Here is a 16,907-nt window from a genome sequence, read left to right as displayed (position 1 = left end):
GATATTATTGTAATTGATTATAATATTCTTTTAATTTTAAAAACATTTGATCAGATAATGTTTTAAATTCAAGCATCTTCTGTGTCAAATATGTTTTTCGTTGTACATAGTTTTCATTGAGTAAAGAAATCTTGGAATACAAATCTTCCAGATCGAAGGGATTTCCCCAGCTGTATGAACTTTCAGAATAGGTTTCTGAAATAAACTTTAATTTCTGTTCAACTTCAATTGTTATAAATGGTGTATTCAATAATGAAGCAAAGATAGCCCCGTGAAAACGAGCTGTAATAAATAAATCGCACTTTGAAATATCTTCCAAAAAAGAGTCAAATTTATCCTTTTCAGGATTCCAGATGATCATATCCAATTTATCTTTTTTGCTATACCAATATGAATCAGATTCGGCATCAAAAAGGATATACTTTATCTCGTATCCGTCTTTCTTAAGTTTTTCTGTAGCATGCTGCAATTTCTCATAGTATTCTCCTCCTCCATTTGCATAATTCCAGTCTCTTACAATAACTCCGATCTTCTTTATTTCCTTAGCCTCATTTGTATATGAATCTAAAAAATGACTTTTAAAAGAATAACAAATATCCGGTGAAAGAATCGGTTTTTTAACACCCCATTCTCTTGATTTTCTTAAAGCAAATTCATCTCTCACACCTACAAATTCTGCTTTAGCAAACAACTCTCCCGTTTTTTTCTCTATAGTTGAATTTTCTATATCAAAAGGTCCTACACCTACACCAACCAATGCAATGTGTGAGGCATAATTGCTGATCTGGAATTTGTTTTCAATAAAGTTTTTCTTTACTATTCTTTTGTCAATATAGTTTTTAATATGGCTGAGATTAAATATTTTATCTTTTAACCCTTTGCTGAAAGTATTTTTTTTAAAGTGATAAAATTGTGTTCCCCCTCCATATACTAATAATTTTGAATTTACAGGTTCTTTAAGTTTATGATAATCCATAACTTTAACACCAGGTAAAATATTATTAATATAAGAAGCTGACTGGCAAAGAAGTACAATATCAGTGGAAACTTCATTCAATTCCTTTACGATAGTATACATTAAGGCATCATCACCAAAATTGCCGAAACCATAACCACCTCTTATAACTATATTAGTTTCCATTTTTTTGTTTTAAATAAATATTATCTAATTCCTTATTCTTTAAATAATCGCTTATATTAGATCTCTCCTTTATTATTTTTGCAGGATTTCCTCCCATAATCGAAAACTTCGGAACATCTTTAACAACCACACTTCCTGCTGCAATGACTGAACCTTCTCCAATAGTAACTCCAGGTACAATAATCACGCTATCACCAATCCATACGTTTTCTTCAATCACAACATCCTTTATAAGTAATTCCTTGTCATAAGGTATTGCCTTAATATCATTAATATAATTATGATTTGCCGTATAAATTACTACTCTGGGGCCTATGATAGTACCTCTTTTTATTATAATTTTTCCAAAACTTGATAAAAATGAATCACGCCCCATGTATACATAGTCTTCTATATATACATTTTTAATATTCGTAAATTTAAAGCCCGTAGAAATTTTACATTTTTTACTTATATTACTACTACTTAGTATCTGTTGAATTTTATAATTATGTATTTTTCCGTCTACAAAATTCTTTATGTGAAATAAAATTTTACCTATCATTTTATATATACTTTATACCATTTATAAAAAGTAAAGAGACTTGCTGTTAATAAAAGAACAGCGATTAAGGCTCTTAAAACAATATTATCAACACAGATAAAAGACAAACAACCTAATGAAATAATAATGATCAAAACAAAATGTTCCTTGCTAAGAATCAGTTTTTTACTGATTAGCTTTTTTTTCAAATAGAAAGGAATAAAAATAACAGTATTCACAAAATACCCTATTAAAAATCCTACAGCTCTTCCTATTGCTCCATAATCTATTAAAAAATTGCATACAATTATTGTAGTTACAGCCCAGGTCATATTAGAGAAAACACTGAACCACATAAAATTTCCTGCTGCAAAATTTCTGGCGATCCCCTGTCTTTGCGCTATAATAATCGTTGATAAAGAAACAAATAGTAGTGTTAAGTGCATATCACTATTCTGATATTTGCTTCCATACAGTTGGGAAAACAAATCTGGCAACACTAAGATTGGCAGAAAAAGCACAACTCCTATCACATATGATTGGTTAATATTAAAGAAGTCAAATCTTTTGTTATTTTTACCAAAATTCTTCATTGTAAGTGGATAAGTCACTTGTCCAATTATTCCAAGTAACAGAGTGCCAACCTGAGAAAAATTAAAGGTAGCATTATAAATTCCTAATTGATAATATCCATTTATATGACTTTTTATCAACATAGAATTACAAATCAGTACCACCGGGCTTAGCATCATACTGCTTATAAAAGATGGTAAAGTGAAATTATACACTGTTTCTAAATGCTTCTTCTGGCCTTTTATTGTAAACTTTATTTGTTTAAGGTTTAATTCTCTTTGTAATAATATTGCTGAACAGAGCCAAATAGAGAAATTAATTATGACAAGAGAAACAACTACACCGTAAATTCCAAATTTGTATGCAGAAAACAATATCAGCGGTAATGAAAGGATCCCATTTACCATATTGACAAATGATATGCTTTTAAAGTTTTCAAGACCAGCAAGAGCACCTGTTTGCAATCCGTTAAGGGATGAGAAAAAAATAGCAAAAGCACAAAGTAATACCTCCTTAGACATATTTTGATTTCCCACAATATACTCACCTACCTGTTTATTAAATACCAATGAAAGAACAAGTATCGCCACTGCTAAAAAGAATACAGACAATCTTGTTAAAGAATAAATCTCACTGGCCTTTTTCTTATCACTCTCAGCGTATAAAGCAAGATATTTTGTAGCAGTTACACCAAAACTTGCAAGGCTGAATGTAGTAAATGTATTAATGTATGATTGCAATAATCCCAGCTTTCCGTACTCGTCTACTGTCAGTATTCTTGCAACTAAAAAAAGAGCTATAAAAACAAATCCTTTAGATATAAGAGTTCCCAAAAAGGACCAGAATACTCCTTTAATGATCTTTTGTTGGTTTCCCGTCCCTAAGACTTTCTTATATAATGATTTTATATTCACCTTTCAAAATTATTTGGATGATATAAAGTCTACGATTCTTTTACACGCCTTCCCATCTCCATACGGGTTATGAAGCTCACTCATTGATTGATAACGTTCACCATTATCGAGTAAACTTTGTGTTTCTGAAACAATTTTATTTTTATCTGTTCCTACTAAAATGACTGTTCCGGCATCTACTGCTTCGGGTCGCTCCGTTGTATCCCTCATTACCAAAACGGGCTTACCCAAACTTGGAGCTTCTTCTTGAACCCCTCCTGAGTCCGTAATGATCATATAAGATTTATTCATAAGCCAAACAAATGCAGGATAAGCTAGAGGAGATATTAGATGAATATTATCAATTCCTGATAAAATTTTATAAACAGGTTCTTTTACATTTGGATTTAAATGAACAGGATATATCACCTGTACATCTGGATTGTTAATGGCAATTTCTTTAAGTGCTTCACAAATATTTATAAATCCTTCTCCGTGATTTTCGCGTCGATGACCAGTTACCAATATAAGTCTCTTTGAGGAATCAACAATACTTTTCAAATAATCAATTTCATTATTATCGGATAGTGTGCTGACTCTTTCAGTACTATCCAATAATGCATCGATAACAGTATTACCGGTTACAAGAATATTTTCGTTTTTTATATTCTCATTTAACAAATTTTGTTTCGATTGTTCGGTTGGTGCAAAATGGTAATCTGATATACGTCCTGCAACCTGACGATTTATTTCCTCTGGAAATGGTGATCTTTTATTATGCGTTCTTAATCCTGCTTCTACATGGCAAACTTTAGCTCCTGCATAAAAAGATGCGATACTTGCTGCCATTGTAGTTGTTGTGTCTCCATGAACATAAACAAAATCAGGTTTAAATTCCTCTAGAATAGGACGAAGTCCTGTAATAATATCAGCTGTAAGAGTGTATAGATTTTGATTAGGCTTCATTAAGTTCAAATCATAATCAGGCTTTATTTCAAAAAAATCAAGTACTTGATCCAACATTTCTCTATGCTGAGCAGTCACACAGACCTTTGCTTCAAAATCGTCACTTTTTAAAAATTCCTTTACTAAGGGAGCCATCTTTATAGCTTCTGGACGAGTTCCAAATATAATTAGATGTTTTGTCTTAATCATTAAATTAATTATAATGCAGTTATACTTTTAATCATTACCAAATAGATCCCTTGTGTACACTTTTTCCTGTACATCAGCAAGCTCCGGTGCATTGCGGTTAGAAATAATGACATCGCATTCTTTCTTGAAAAGTTCTAAATCTTTTACTACTCTGGAACCGAAAAAAGACTCTTCATTAAGGGCCGGCTCAAACACTTCCACTTCTACTCCCTTAGCTTTAATCCTTTTCATTACTCCCTGTATGGCAGATGCTCTGAAATTGTCGGAGCCTGCTTTCATGATCAGACGGTAAACACCTACCTTTTTTGGTTTTCTGGCAAGTACAGAATCTGCTATAAAGTCCTTACGGGTCCTGTTGGCATCTACAATTGCCTGGATAATATTATTAGGAACAGCGTTATAATTTGCCAAAAGCTGTTTGGTATCTTTAGGCAGGCAGTATCCTCCGTATCCAAAAGACGGATTATTATAATGTGAACCAATTCTTGGGTCCAGTCCAACACCTTCTACAATCTGGCGGGTATCCAGTTCATGAATCTGTGCGTAGCTGTCTAATTCGTTAAAATAAGCTACCCTCAATGCCAGATAGGTATTTGAAAACAATTTAATGGCTTCTGCTTCGGTAGGATTAGTAAACAAAACCGGAATATCCTTTTTTACCGCACCTTCTTTCAGTAATTCTGCAAAAATCCTTGCCCGCTCGCTCTGCTCCCCGACAATAATTCTCGAAGGATATAAATTATCATATAAAGCTTTGCCTTCTCTCAAAAATTCCGGAGAAAACATTACATTATCTAAATGCATTCTGCTTTTTAACTCTACAGTATATCCCACCGGAACTGTAGATTTAATAATAATTACAGCCTCAGAATTATACTCTGTAATTTCCTTAATTACATTCTCAACACTGCTTGTGTCGAAATAATTGGTAGTGGGGTCATAATCTGTTGGAGTGGCGACAATAATATATTCAGCCTTATCGTAAGCTTCCTTCTTATCTAAAGTGGCTTTGAAATTAAGGGGTTTAGTACTTAGAAACGTACTGATTTCTCCATCTTCAATAGGAGATTTTTTAGAATTAAGCAATTCTACTCTCTCCTGAACAATATCTAAAGCTACAACTTCATTATGTTGGGCCAATAAGACGGCATTAGACAAACCTACATACCCTGTTCCTACGACTGCTATTTTCATTCTCTATTTTTTTATAAACGATTATCGTATTTCTCTAAAATTCCTTTAACATCATATAAAACTCCTCCTTCCTTCAGATAGCGGGAAAGATCAATATTCAGGAATTCATCATGAGAAACTGTAAGAACAATTGCATCAAACTGCCCCTTCACATCTTCAAGAGAATTGGTAGATTGTATACCATATTCATGCATTACTTCTTCTGGATTTGCCCACGGATCATACGTTGTGACTTCTACAGAATAGTCTTCCAGAGCATTGATAACATCTGCAGCTTTCGTATTTCTTACATCCGGACAGTTTTCTTTAAAAGTGATTCCAAGATTCAGTACTTTGGCATCCGTAATGTTGATTCTTTTCTTAATCATTGTTTTTACCACCTCGGAAGCTACAAACTGCCCCATGGAATCATTCAGTCTTCTTGCTGTAAGGATAAGCTCAGAATAATATCCCACGTCCTGCGCTTTTTGGGCAAGATAGAAAGGATCTACCCCGATACAGTGTCCTCCTACCAATCCGGGCTTGAATTTCAGGAAATTCCATTTCGTTCCTGCTGCCTCCAGAACTGCATGTGTATCAATATCCAGGAGATTAAATATTTTGGCAAGCTCATTCACAAAAGCAATATTGATATCACGTTGTGAATTTTCAATAACTTTTGATGCTTCAGCTACTTTGATGGTAGGTGCCAAATGGGTACCTGCTGCAATTACAGATTTATATAATTCGTCAACTTTTTTACCAATTTCCGGTGTAGAACCTGAAGTTACCTTTAAAATTTTCTCTACGGTACGTTCTTTATCTCCCGGGTTGATTCTTTCAGGAGAATATCCTGCAAAGAAGTCCTCGTTAAACTTTAATCCCGAAACTTTTTCCAGCACAGGGATACATTCTTCTTCTGTAACACCGGGATAAACAGTAGATTCATAAATAACAATATCCCCTTTTTTCAATACTTTTCCTACTGTTTCAGATGCTTTATATAAAGGTGTCAGGTCCGGACGATTATGTCTGTCTACCGGTGTAGGAACAGTTACGATATAGATGTTAGCCTCTTTAATATCTTCCAGATCAGATGAGCAAAGCAATCCTTTTGATGAGTTTGAAAACGGATTATCTTTCACTAAAACCGGCTGCAGTACCTCATCTTCTACTTCCAAAGTGGAATCTTTTCCGCTATTCAGTTCTGCAATTCTGGCCTGGTTGATATCAAAACCTACTACGGCATATTTTGTTGCAAATAAACGGGCCAGTGGTAATCCTACATATCCCAATCCGATTACCCCAATTTTATTATGTATATTCATATTAAATGTGATGTTCTTACTTTATTTTAATGTTTATTTTGAAGATAATTTGATTTATTTATTAAAAAGCTTCTGCCACCAGTTTTTCTTCTTATCAGCTGTATATCCGTAACCGTAGCCATAGTTGTATCCGTAGCCATAACCACCAACATTTTTAGAAACATCATTGATTACGAAAGAAACGTTTGATATTTTTGATTCTTTAACCAGTTTATTGGCAAAATCTATTAATATTTTTCTTGATACTCCCGATCTTACCACGTATAATGAAGCGTCGGCTGTATCAGAAATACTCAATGTATCTGAAACAAGCATCAGCGGAGCAGAATCGATCACAATATATTCGTAACGGGACGACATTTCACTGATAAGCTTCTGATAACGACCGTTGGAAAGAAGTTCTTGAGGATTTGGAGGGATAGACCCCGCATAAATCACATCACATTCAGGATTGGTATCTGAAGTATGGATAATATCTTCTACATCTGTCGTTTCATCATATAAATATTCTGTAAGACCGGCATTCTTAACACGTTCATCATCATATCTCTGGATCTGCGGATTTCTGACATCCGAACCAATGAGTAATGATCTTCCGTTTTTGCTTCCCAATGTCAGAGCAAGATTCACAGAAACCAGTGTTTTTCCTTCTCCTTTCACAGAAGAAGTTACCAGTATGACTTTCGCAGAATCTTTCTTAGGGAGTAGAAATTTAAGATTGGAAACCAATATTCTAAATGCTTCAGCCAACTCTGAGAAATCGTTTTTCTGTACAAGGTGATTCTGATTATCTTTAAGAGAAGGAATATCTGCCAGTACCCCAAGTGCTGAATTTTCTGAAATATCAGAACGGTTGTAGATTTTATCATCCCACATAAAGAAAAGATAGAACACTCCAAACGGCAACATCAATCCTAATAGAACTGCAGCTAAAAGAATGATATTTTTCTTAGGTGAAACAGGAGCATCATCAGTATAAGCAGGGTTTACAATTTTAGCTTTCGGAACATTAACAGATAGATTGATTGCATTTTCTTCCCTTTTTTGTAAAAGGAAAAGGAAAAGCTGTTCTTTAAGGTTCTGTTGACGCTCGATACCTCTGTAGATTTTCGACTGTCCCGGAACTTTTTCAATCATTCCAGTACTGGTGGAAATCTGACTGTTTATCTGCGCAATAGATGCCTGGATTGTTGCTTTCTGCTGACGGATGTTATCTCTTACGATTTCTTTTAGTGAAGAAATTTCTTTATTCATTTCTATCACTGCAGGGTTTTCATTGGTTGCCTGCTTCAAAGTTTTATTTCTGGTAATAACCAGCGTATTATATTGTGAAATTGCCTGTTCCAAAGAAGGATTTAATCCTAAATTTGAAGGCATAAGCTGATTATCTCCTTTTGAAGCTTCATTTTGAAGGGAATTAAGAAGATCCAGCTGTGTTTGCTGCTGAAGAAGCTGCTTTGTGTTCTCGTTTGTATTTTGAAGCGCCAATTGAGCCTGAGCCTCTAAGTCGACGATTTGGTTACGGTTCTGGAAGTCTTCTTTCTGATTCTCAACTCCGGAAAGATCCCGTGAAATAACTTCTAATCGTTTATCGATAAACTCCTGTGTATTCTGAGCCTGTAAGTTTTTATCTCTTAGTCCATCCAGATTATACTGTTTGGTTACTTCATTAAGAATAGCTTCTGATTTTTCGGGAACAGTTCCCACGATGCTGATGTCCATAAGCATCGCTTTCTGGTCCGGAAGATCAACCTGGATTTTCTTTTCTAAAGATTTTACCTTCTCTATTGGATTCCAGAAAACAATTTTATACTTATTTTTAAAGGTAAGGCCCGGAACTTTTTGAAGAACTACAGTTCCAAAATCTAGTATCAGGTTTTTACCAAAAGTTCCCTTTACTTTTTTGTTTTCCTTATCCTCCAGAACAAATTCATTTCCATTTACTTCTTTTACTTCATATTCGGAAGAAACAAATTTCTTGACATTTTTATAAGAAATAATTTCTGCAACAATGGGTACCTTGGTAAACAATTCGGAATCCCTTATCTCACCCGAATTATAATATTGTATATTAAGATTTAGATTTTCAACAACCTTCATCAGGATGGGTCTTGAGTTTACTACAGCTACTTCGCTCTTTAGTTCATCTGCATTTCCTAAACCAAGTCCTAAGTTATCGAGATCAATTAATGCACCTGTTAAATCAGACTGTTTTTTATCAAATTTTAATGTAGTAGTTGATTGATACTGAGGTACAGCGTATCTCAGATATATAAAGGCCACAATAACAAATAATAGGACAGATGCTATAAACCAAGGCCATTTGACTAAATATTTCCCAATGATCTTTCTTAAATTCAAAGATTCTTCACTTTCCTGAAATTCTATCTGCTGCATATTTATTTACGAGTTAAAGCAATAATAAGTGTACCAGCTGTCAGTAAAGCACCAATAATCTGGAATGTAAGGGCTCTGTTCGGATTCGAGTTAGCCTGAACCTGTTTGTTTTTGTCCGGCTGTACATATAATATGTCATTCTGCTTCATATAATAATAGGGTGAACTGACAATATCAGATCTTGTAAGATCGATATTAACAATCTGATCTGTCCCGCTATCATCGGCACGGATAAGCTTAACATTGGTACGGTCTCCGAAATCCGTCATATCACCTGCAAGCCCAAGTGCCTGAAAAATATTGATTTTTTGAGAAACACTTTCTTTCTGCCCCGGTTCCTTCACCTCTCCTAAAACACTTACATTGAAATTTTTAAGGGTAATGGTCACCAATGGATCTGTCAGATATCTCTTAAGACGTGATTCAAGCTCCTGTTTTAGCTGTACCTGTGTCATTCCTTTAACATACACATTTCCTAAAACCGGAAAAGAGATATAGCCTTCTTCATTGACAAGGTATTGACTTGGTTCTACATATTGGTTAATTCCCCTGCTAGCGTCACCCCCTACCTTATTTGCAGTATTAAGGTTAAAAGGCTTCACTGCTATTTCGTCAAGTGCAGATACAAGAATCATGAGAGCATCTCCTTCCTGAATATGTAAGCCCTGAAACTTAGCTTTTGCAACCTCTTCTTCCATATTATGCTTTGACATATATACCATATTCTGCTTCGGTCTGCATGATAATAAAGTAACCGATAACAGTACTATATATGCAATAATAGTTTTATTCATATGTTATTATTCTTATCTACTTGTGTTATTATTTAGGTTTATCGAACTAATTTCAACTATATTTAAATACATATTGTAATAAAACGACTATACTATTTAAATATTTTAAAGCGTGCTTTAAATTCTCATGTTAAAATCACTTCTTTCTCTAGCAATTTTCATTCCGTTTAAAAACAAAATGATGAAATTATTATTTTAATATGAACTTTTTTATTTATTTAATTCTTTAATTTTAATTATATGCTTCATTTTCAGATATTCTATATTGTTTGTAAATTTTTGACGACATTTTCTTTTTACAATTCATCAACTCAATTTCCTCAATTCAATCCTGACATCATCATGTTTATGTCATGAGGAATTTTTCTGACACATTCATTATTAAGAAATGTGGCGGCCATTTTGAATATTAGAAAAACAAGGAAAAATAAAAACAGAATAGTAATCTCTATCAGCGAAAATATTTTTTTATCCTGATATCCATTAAAAGTAATTGGTAAGTTCGGACTAATCGGGTGAAAATATAAAACCACAGCAAGAAAAAAAACAGCTAAAATATAAACAGGAAAAACCAACCATTCAGACATATACATTAAGCCTCTGATCTTAAAAATATTTCCCATATACAATAAATCTAAATTTCATTCTCATTAATTCATCAGCTAGTGGTTTTTATTGAACGAAGGTAACAATTATTATTAATATTTTTAATATTAATTTTTGTTTAAAACATAAAATTTATATCGAATATTGCAGAAAACTTACATCTTATTCAGGCGATCTACTTATATAAACCGACTCTCCTTATATCATTCCGCTTACAAATGGAAAATAAAAAAGTCTTCTAGAAATAGAAGACTTTTTTGCGATCCGGACGGGACTCGAACCCGCGACCTCCGCCGTGACAGGGCGGCATTCTAACCAGCTGAACTACCGGATCAATTTTTTAAAAAGAAATTGAGAAAACTTCCGCGATCCGGACGGGACTCGAACCCGCGACCTCCGCCGTGACAGGGCGGCATTCTAACCAGCTGAACTACCGGATCAATTTTTTAAAAAGAAATTGAGAAAACTTCTGCGATCCGGACGGGACTCGAACCCGCGACCTCCGCCGTGACAGGGCGGCATTCTAACCAGCTGAACTACCGGATCATTATTTTAAAGAACGTCGTTTCTTTTTCGTGGTTGCAAAATTACAACTTTTTTTGTTACCTGCAAATTATTTTAAAAAAAATGCCTCCCAATACTGGAAGGCGTTCATTATCAAACTTATTTTTTTTATAAGTGAGCGCTTAATTTTTCAGCGATTACCTCTTTTGGAGCTACACCTACTAATTTGTCTACTACTTCTCCATTCTTAAAAATAAGAACTGTAGGAATATTTCTGATACCGTACTGCATAGAAATCTCCTGGTTGTTGTCTACATCTACTTTCCCTACTACTGCTTTACCTTCAAAATCTGATGCAACTTCTTCGATGATTGGTCCTAAAGTTCTGCAAGGTCCGCACCATACTGCCCAGAAGTCTACTAATACCGGTTTATCTGATTTTAAAACCGTATCCTGAAATGAGCTGTCTGTAATTTCTAAAGCCATTTTTGTTTCTTTTATTTTAATTAATATTATTTTCTTTTAATCCTTTTGGATATTCAAAATTACGATATTTAAAGCACAAGACTATCTATGCTCAACATTAGTTTTTTCTATAGTGTAATCGCTTGAGATTTCCTTTAATGCGTTCACCAGTGTGTCAATCTCCGCTTTAGTCGTCATATGGCTGAAAGAGATACGTAATGGGGTGCAGTGATCCATTTCATCCTCAGAAAGCACCATCATCATCACCATTGAAGGCTTTGATGCTCCTGATGAGCATGCACTTCCCTGAGAAATTGCAATTCCTTTCATATCCAGCTGAAGTCCTATCAATGGATTTTTATAAGGCAGTAATGCGCTTAAAACTGTATAAAGGCTATTTTCCTTTTCTGCACTTCTTCCGTTGAATTTAATTCCTTCAATTTCGGCAGAAAGTCTTTCAATTGCATAATCCTTGATATCCTGCATATGACGGGTGTATTCCTCCATATGATTCAGAGAAAGTTCTAATGCTTTTCCTAATCCTACGATACCACAAACATTTTCAGTTCCCGCTCTAAGGCTTCTTTCCTGAGGTCCTCCGGTAATAATTCCTTTTAAACCTGTTGCTTTTCTGATAAATGCAAATCCAGCTCCTTTCGGACCATGAAACTTGTGGGCACTACACGATGCAAAGTCCACAGGGATATCAGAGAAGTCAAGGTTCATATGAGCCATTGTCTGCACGGTATCTGAGTGGAAAAGTGCCTGATACTGTTTGCAAAGCTGGGCAACCTGTTTAAGGTTAATGATATTTCCGATTTCGTTGTTGGCATGCATTAAGCTTACCAGTGTTTTTTTATCTGAAGCTTTTAAAAGTTCTTCTAATTTAGCAAGATCAATATCTCCTTTTTCATTCGGACGGATGTAGTTTACCTCTACTCCTTTTATGTTTTTCATATCCAGAATACTTTCAGAAACGCATTTATGTTCCAGAGGAGAACTGATGATTCTTTCTACCCCAAGGTGTTCTACCGAGGATTTGATGATCATATTATTTGATTCGGTACCACAGGAAGTGAAAATGATTTCAGCAGGAGTTACATGAAGATAGTCTGCAACCTGTCGTCTTACATTTTCAATAAGGATTTTTGCTTCCTGGCCAAAGCTGTGCGTTGAAGAGGGGTTTCCGAAATTCATCTTCATTGTGCCCACCATTGCATCTATAACTTCTTCTGCAAGCGGAGTGGTTGCGGCATTATCTAAATATACTTTATCCATTGTTATTTTGAATATTTTAATTCTACGGAGTTAAACTGATAATCTGCGGGAACAGTAAAAATAAACCACGGGTTTGAAATTACCTGAATTTCCATTCCACCGGAAGGCTCTCCGGCAGGAACTTCTACATACAGAATCTTATTTTTCACAGATATATTTTTAATTTCTTCAATTTTGTGACTTCCAGATCTGAAGGTTCCCAAATTGTATACAACAACTTTTTTATTTTTCGGAAATTGTGGATATTTAATATAAGATTCTTTTCCCGGTTCTGAAATACCAAAACTTCCGCTGATAATATTACGAAAATCCTTTTCGTCTTTAATGATCTTAAAGCCGGGAGCATCGGTTCCTCCCTGATTTTCAGAAACGAGGAGCTCCGTACTTTGCTGCATAACAGAAGACTTCTGAGATGAAGTGCTGGCACAGCCCATAAAGAGTACTGCACATGCAATGATCAGGCTTTTCATTTTTTACAATTTTATCTCCCAAAATTAGTGAAAAAATTGGTAATGTCCCTCATTTGCCCATTTCAACATTGGCCGATCTCCGGAAGTATCACCAAATGCAATAATTTTATCGTACTTGGAATCGTTAATTTCCTCTTTGATTCTTATCAATTTTTCCTTTCCGTTACAATTTTTTCCTACAAAGTTTCCGGTGAAAATACCGTTTTTAAACTCTGCTCGCGTAGAAACAAGCTCCATTTTCAGTTCTTCAGCGAATGGTTTTACCCAGATATCCAATGAAGCGGTTACCAATAAACTCTGTGTATTATTCCTATCGATATTTTTTATAAAATCCAATGCATTCTCCCTTACTATTTTAGGGTAGTGCTGTTCAAAAAACTGTTTAGACTTCTGTTCAATTTTCTCCTGGGTCTGTCCTCTTAAAATAGAACCGATAAAGCTTTTTTTCACTTTTTCCGTTTCAGCCAGTTTTAGCTTCAACAGGATAAAAAGAGGTACGTGTCTCAAAAATTGTATACGGTATTTTGTTGAATCGTAAAATTTAAGATACATAAACATGGTATCCTTATATGTCAGGGTTCCGTCAAAATCAAAACAATACAATTTTTTCATTTTTTAAAGCTTTAATTTCTTGAATATAAACTCAGGAATATTCCTGATAATCATCATAATAATACTCCAAACCGGCAAAACATATGCCACATTTCTCTGTTTTTTGAAGGCTTTATAAATACAGGAAGCTGCCTGTTTTGGCGTTGCTGTCAGTTTCGGATTTAAAGGCAGGCCTTCTGTCATTTTGGTTGCCATAAACCCTGGTTTTATCGTAAGAACGTGCACTTTTTTATCAAAAAGATAATTTCTCAAACCACTCAGATAAGCCGTAAAAGCTGCTTTTGCACTTCCATAGATAAAGTTACTCTGTCTTCCCCGGTCTCCTGCCACTGATGAAAGACCGATAATCGTTCCGGATCTTCTGCTTTCAAATTTTTGAGCAAAATAATTCATGACAGGCACCAGTTTTGAATAATTGATATCAATGATACGCTCTGTATTTCTATTATCATATAATCCTTCTTCTGTTCCTTCACCCAAATATCCTACGGCACAAAATAATACATTTGAATTGATATTATCAAATCTATTGTAATCAATTTCTTTTGTCAGATCCAATTCAATGACTTCCGCCTGCTGCAGAAACTTTACATCAAGATGTCTTGCAAAACGCTCTGTAGTTTCTTTATTTGAGGTAAAAAGATAGATTTTTTCAAACTTTTCTCCTTCCTGAAGTGCTTTTTCCACAAAAGCCTGTGCTACTTCAGATGTACTTCCCAGAACTATCATTACGAATTGTTATTTATGATTCTTTTGTGCTGTAAAGACACAAATTTAGGATTTTGAATATTTTTCAGGTAGTTGGTAAGCGATGATCTGCTCATGCTGTCTTTGGTAAGATATATTCTTCCTCCAAACTCCTGAACAATAGCATCCAGCTGATCTACCAGTTTTTTCAGTTTTGAATTGACTTTAAAATCCAGCGCCAATGTATACCCTTCCACAGGGAATGAGTTGTAAGCCTGAGGATTGTTTTTTCCAAAAAGTTTTAAAACTGCTAAGAATGATCCGTTTCTGCTTTTGGCGATCGTTTCAAGGATTCTTTTCATTCCTTCTTTTCCTGTTTCTTTAGGAATTACCATCTGATACTGTATAAAACCGGACTTCCCATAGATCTTATTCCAATCTGTGATCGCATCCAAAGGATAGAAAAACGTTTCATAATCGATAAAGTTTTTCACTTCTTTTTTAGACTGCTTTTTATAGTATAACCAATTGAAAATTTTTACAGTAAGGGCATTCAGTACAAATCCCGGAAAATAAAAAGGAACTGTAGGAGAAAATTTCTTCTTCAATCTCAATGGTGTTTTGGAAAAACTCTGGGGAAGTTCATGCTGGAAAGCATGTTCTCCTCTCATGAGAATACTTCTTCCGATATTTTTTCCTTTCTGAAGACAATCAATCCAGGCAACCGTGTAGGTCCAGTTTTCACTTTCATCGAACAGCTTAAAGATCTCATCCAGATTGTCTGCTTTGATACTTTCCTGACGAATGTATGCGGACTCTATATTTTTAAGTTTAAATTTTGCTGTGAGAATAATACCGGTAAGTCCCATTCCACCAATGGTAGCCCAGAACTTTTCTGTATTTTCCTCCCTGGAACAGGTAATGATCTCCCCTTTCTCAGTCATGAGCTTAAATTCAATCACATATTCTGAAAAGCACCCTTCTGCATGATGATTTTTTCCATGAACATCGGATGCTATAGCACCTCCTACCGATACAAATTTTGTCCCGGGAGTAACGTATAGAAAATATCCCTGCGGAACCGCTATTTCCAGTACATCTGAAAGCAGCACTCCGGATTCACATTCTATGATCCCGTTCAGACGGTCAAAATTGATGAACTTATTTAATTTTTTTGTTGAAAATATAGCTTCTCCCAATGAAGCATCTCCATAACATCTCCCATTTCCTCTCGCTATGACTTCGTTGTGATTGAGTACAAATTCTTTTATTTTTCTGAAACTGTCCTCAGATCTCATTTCCTTCTCTACTATTGGGAAATTTCCCCAGTTGGTAACTTTCTGTATGAAATTCGGCTTCATTTCTTAAAATAAATTTGAATTAAAAATGCAACAACCCAAAGCAATAAAGTAGCCTGTATGTAACGGTCCCTGTAGACAATTTTTGTAGGAGATTCCGTTCTGTTGTAAACAAGGGTCTGCTGAAGATATCTTAACAATGCAAATACAACGAAAATCACGGTATAAAAAACTCTTTCATGAAATCTTTCCTGAACTTCCGGAGAGAGCGTAAACATCAGGTAGCAGACAATAGCCAGTGTAATAGAAATGGATAAAGCAATATCTGCAAACTGAACGTTATAGCCATCCAGTGCTTTTCTTGTTTTTCCTGAAACCTGGGCATTGATAAGCTCTCCCCTTCTTTTTCCTATAGCCAGTACCAAAGCCAATACAAAGGTCAGCAGAATCGCCCATTGCGAAATGCTGATTCCGGTAATATAACCTCCAGCCAGTACACGCAGGACAAATCCTATGGCAATAATAAAAATATCAATAATAGGAACGTGTTTAAGCCTGAAAGTATAGGCAAGATTCATAACTACATAAAATCCTATGATGATTGCAAATTTCCAAAGAAATTCATGGAAATAAAGTTGAGTAAAAAATACAAGACCAATATCAGCAATGATAAGACCTATAAGAATTCCTATCGCTTTTGATTTTGAAATAGCTCCACTCGCCAAAGGTCTTCTCCTTTTCTCAGGGTGTTTTCTGTCTGCTTCAATATCATTATAATCATTCAGGATATAAACAACACTTGCTGCAAGTGAAAATATGACAAATGCAAAAATGCTTTTGAGAAGCAGATCTGTATTGGTAATATTACCTGAAAAGAACAGAGGGACAAATACAAAAAGGTTTTTCACCCATTGCTCCACACGGAGCAGTTTTAAATATTTCTTCATTTATGTTATTTCAAATACAAAAATAATAAATTCAAAATTTCTAGCATAAAAATACAAAAAAAA

Annotated in this window: 15 protein-coding genes and 3 tRNA genes; all 18 read right to left on the bottom strand. The window is 34.8% G+C overall.

Annotated features, from left to right (window positions below; all coding sequences use genetic code 11):
• Window positions 1-4: 4 nt before the first annotated feature.
• The 18 genes from FFS26_RS15105 to FFS26_RS15020 all read right to left on the bottom strand — a co-directional run bounded on the left by FFS26_RS15105 (window position 5) and on the right by FFS26_RS15020 (window position 16,844).
• On the bottom strand, window positions 5-1,141 hold the full coding sequence (locus tag FFS26_RS15105) for a polysaccharide pyruvyl transferase family protein (protein ID WP_137905439.1): 1,137 nt from the start codon (window positions 1,139-1,141) through the stop codon (window positions 5-7).
• Window positions 1,131-1,685, bottom strand: a complete 555-nt coding sequence (locus tag FFS26_RS22945; RefSeq protein ID WP_137905438.1) for an acyltransferase — start codon at window positions 1,683-1,685, stop codon at window positions 1,131-1,133. The genes FFS26_RS15105 and FFS26_RS22945 overlap by 11 nt, the downstream gene beginning before the upstream one ends.
• The gene (locus tag FFS26_RS15095; RefSeq protein WP_110010762.1) at window positions 1,682-3,151 is read right to left on the bottom strand and encodes an oligosaccharide flippase family protein; all 1,470 of its coding nucleotides are present in this window, start codon (window positions 3,149-3,151) and stop codon (window positions 1,682-1,684) included. Before FFS26_RS15095 ends, FFS26_RS22945 begins: the two co-directional genes overlap by 4 nt.
• Before the next feature lie 9 nt (window positions 3,152-3,160).
• Window positions 3,161-4,285, bottom strand: a complete 1,125-nt coding sequence (gene wecB, locus FFS26_RS15090) for a non-hydrolyzing UDP-N-acetylglucosamine 2-epimerase (protein WP_137905437.1) — start codon at window positions 4,283-4,285, stop codon at window positions 3,161-3,163.
• A gap of 27 nt (window positions 4,286-4,312) precedes the next feature.
• The gene (locus tag FFS26_RS15085) at window positions 4,313-5,479 is read right to left on the bottom strand and encodes a nucleotide sugar dehydrogenase (RefSeq protein ID WP_110010764.1); all 1,167 of its coding nucleotides are present in this window, start codon (window positions 5,477-5,479) and stop codon (window positions 4,313-4,315) included.
• Between the two features lie 11 nt (window positions 5,480-5,490).
• Window positions 5,491-6,786, bottom strand: coding sequence for a nucleotide sugar dehydrogenase (locus FFS26_RS15080; RefSeq protein ID WP_110010765.1), 1,296 nt, complete (start codon window positions 6,784-6,786; stop codon window positions 5,491-5,493).
• Between the two features lie 54 nt (window positions 6,787-6,840).
• A complete protein-coding gene (locus tag FFS26_RS15075) occupies window positions 6,841-9,183 on the bottom strand; it encodes a GumC family protein (RefSeq protein WP_110010766.1) in 2,343 nt (780 codons plus the stop codon).
• Between the two features lie 2 nt (window positions 9,184-9,185).
• A complete protein-coding gene (locus tag FFS26_RS15070; protein WP_228406537.1) occupies window positions 9,186-9,896 on the bottom strand; it encodes a polysaccharide biosynthesis/export family protein in 711 nt (236 codons plus the stop codon).
• Between the two features lie 947 nt (window positions 9,897-10,843).
• Window positions 10,844-10,917 (bottom strand) — tRNA-Asp (locus tag FFS26_RS15065).
• Window positions 10,918-10,949: 32 nt separating this feature from the next.
• Window positions 10,950-11,023, bottom strand: a tRNA-Asp gene (locus FFS26_RS15060).
• 32 nt (window positions 11,024-11,055) lie between these two features.
• A tRNA-Asp gene (locus FFS26_RS15055) sits at window positions 11,056-11,129 on the bottom strand.
• Window positions 11,130-11,255: 126 nt separating this feature from the next.
• Window positions 11,256-11,573 (bottom strand): thioredoxin, encoded by a 318-nt coding sequence (gene trxA, locus FFS26_RS15050; RefSeq protein ID WP_027374941.1) that lies wholly within the window; start codon window positions 11,571-11,573, stop codon window positions 11,256-11,258.
• Window positions 11,574-11,654: 81 nt separating this feature from the next.
• A complete protein-coding gene (locus tag FFS26_RS15045; RefSeq protein WP_137905436.1) occupies window positions 11,655-12,830 on the bottom strand; it encodes a cysteine desulfurase family protein in 1,176 nt (391 codons plus the stop codon).
• Between the two features lie 2 nt (window positions 12,831-12,832).
• Window positions 12,833-13,300, bottom strand: a complete 468-nt coding sequence (locus tag FFS26_RS15040; protein ID WP_137905435.1) for a hypothetical protein — start codon at window positions 13,298-13,300, stop codon at window positions 12,833-12,835.
• A gap of 24 nt (window positions 13,301-13,324) precedes the next feature.
• A complete protein-coding gene (locus tag FFS26_RS15035; RefSeq protein WP_137905434.1) occupies window positions 13,325-13,912 on the bottom strand; it encodes an HAD family hydrolase in 588 nt (195 codons plus the stop codon).
• 3 nt (window positions 13,913-13,915) lie between these two features.
• Window positions 13,916-14,641: an SDR family NAD(P)-dependent oxidoreductase gene (locus tag FFS26_RS15030; RefSeq protein WP_137905433.1), complete on the bottom strand. Its 726-nt coding sequence runs from the start codon at window positions 14,639-14,641 to the stop codon at window positions 13,916-13,918.
• The gene (locus tag FFS26_RS15025; protein ID WP_137905432.1) at window positions 14,641-15,960 is read right to left on the bottom strand and encodes an FAD-binding oxidoreductase; all 1,320 of its coding nucleotides are present in this window, start codon (window positions 15,958-15,960) and stop codon (window positions 14,641-14,643) included. Before FFS26_RS15025 ends, FFS26_RS15030 begins: the two co-directional genes overlap by 1 nt.
• On the bottom strand, window positions 15,957-16,844 hold the full coding sequence (locus FFS26_RS15020; RefSeq protein ID WP_110010774.1) for a decaprenyl-phosphate phosphoribosyltransferase: 888 nt from the start codon (window positions 16,842-16,844) through the stop codon (window positions 15,957-15,959). The genes FFS26_RS15025 and FFS26_RS15020 overlap by 4 nt, the downstream gene beginning before the upstream one ends.
• Between the last annotated feature and the right edge of the window lie 63 nt (window positions 16,845-16,907).

The organism is Chryseobacterium sp. 2VB (assembly GCF_005503635.1).
Classification (GTDB): Bacteria; Bacteroidota; Bacteroidia; order Flavobacteriales; family Weeksellaceae; genus Chryseobacterium; species Chryseobacterium cupriresistens.
Note: the sequence above shows the minus strand (reverse complement) of the source record. Positions and strands in the feature narration are given on the sequence as shown.